Origin of the sequence: Shimia fortis (genome assembly GCF_040225985.1) — a bacterium.
Taxonomy (GTDB): domain Bacteria; phylum Pseudomonadota; class Alphaproteobacteria; order Rhodobacterales; family Rhodobacteraceae; genus Shimia.
Genome location: NZ_JBBPEU010000035.1, coordinates 1 through 1,538 on the forward strand (window position 1 = coordinate 1; position 1,538 = coordinate 1,538).

A 1,538-nucleotide genomic window follows, 5' to 3' on the forward strand; every position below is an offset into this window, starting at 1 on the left:
ATGATCTTTGGCGGCGATGGCGACGATTTCGTCAATGGCGGGTTTGGCCATGACCTTGTAAACGGCGGCACCGGCGGCGACCGGTTCTTCCATATCGGCGTGCTTGGCCACGGGTCGGACTGGATCCAGGACTATGACGCGGCCGAAGGCGATATCCTGCAATTCGGCAACGGCTCTGCCACGCGGTCACAGTTCCAGGTGAACTTTAACCACACCACCAACGCGGCGGGCGAACGCTCGGGTGACGACAGCACGGAAGAGGCCTTCGTAATCTATCGGCCCACCGGCCAGATCATGTGGGCGCTGGTGGATGGGGGCGGGCAGGACAGCATCAACCTGCAGATCGGCGGCCAGGTATATGATTTGATGCTGTAATTCCTGATGGATGCAGGCTTGGGGCGCGCAGAGAACACCTGCGCGCCCTTTTCTTTGGCCTCGCAGAGTAATTCGTTGGACGGTCGGCCGCTTTACAATCTCATCAGTTTTTCTTGTCAAGTAACGCCCGTTGCCCTCTATTTATGAACAGGAGAGGACAAGAAGGGACCGGCCATGACCCTGCAAATCACACGGCTCTGGATTGATACCGAGGACCGTTTCGCGCTTGACATCACCAACATGGGCAGCGCGCCGGTTGAAGCCGCAGGTTATGGCATCGGGTTCAGTTCGATCTACAATTTCAGCCTGAACCAGAGCTCTCTGGAAAACATGAACCCCGCCCCGACCACGATTGGCGCAGGCGAGACCATTACCGTAGGCTCGCGGTTTCTTGGCGATCCTGCGCCCGGGGTCGACCATGATGACCAGAATTTCTTTATGCAGTTCTTCTTTGCCGAGAACGTGGATGCCCTGTTCCTGTCGCGCTGGAACGGAAGTTTCTGGGAACGTATTGACAGTATCGGGGAATACTCTGGTGGCGTGCCGGGCTGGCAGACGGGCATGGTCTATACGGCGTCCCCATCGCGCCTGCCGGATGCGTCGGTTTCGGATGATTTCGATATCACCACGGATTTCACCGCAACCGCCTATGGCGCGCCACTGCCTGTGTCGCCGACCGCGGGGGATGACACACTGACGGGTACTGACGGGGCGGACGCGCTGGACGGGCTGGCCGGCAATGACAGCCTGTCAGGTGAGGGCGGCAATGACACACTGAACGGCGGTGACGGGGCAGACACGCTTGTCGGCGGGGCTGGGGATGACAGCCTTGTCGGGGGTGAAAGCGCGGACGACCTGCGTGATGTGATCTATGGCGGCGATGGCAACGACCTGATCGAAGGCGGGTATGGCAATGATGAACTGCGCGGGGACGCGGGCGACGACACCATCGAAGGCGGCTTTGGCGCAGATACCGTGATTGGTGCGGGCGGTGCCGACATCCTGACCGGCAGCGCCTGGTCCGATCTGATCTTCGGCGGGAATGGCGACGATTTCGTCAATGGCGGCTGGGGCCATGACCGCGTGAATGGTGGTGCCGGCGCAGACCGGTTCTTCCATATTGGCATTCGCGACCATGGATCGGACTGGATTCAGGACTACAA

1 protein-coding gene and 1 pseudogene are annotated in these 1,538 nt (G+C 60.0%); both read left to right on the plus strand.

Annotated elements, in window-relative coordinates:
• Positions 1-375 (plus strand): annotated as a pseudogene (locus tag WNE31_RS18370) (hypothetical protein); the annotation flags it as partial.
• Between the two features lie 174 nt (positions 376-549).
• The coding region (locus WNE31_RS18375) for a calcium-binding protein (RefSeq protein ID WP_349981393.1) at positions 550-1,538 on the plus strand (989 nt) is incomplete at its 3' end.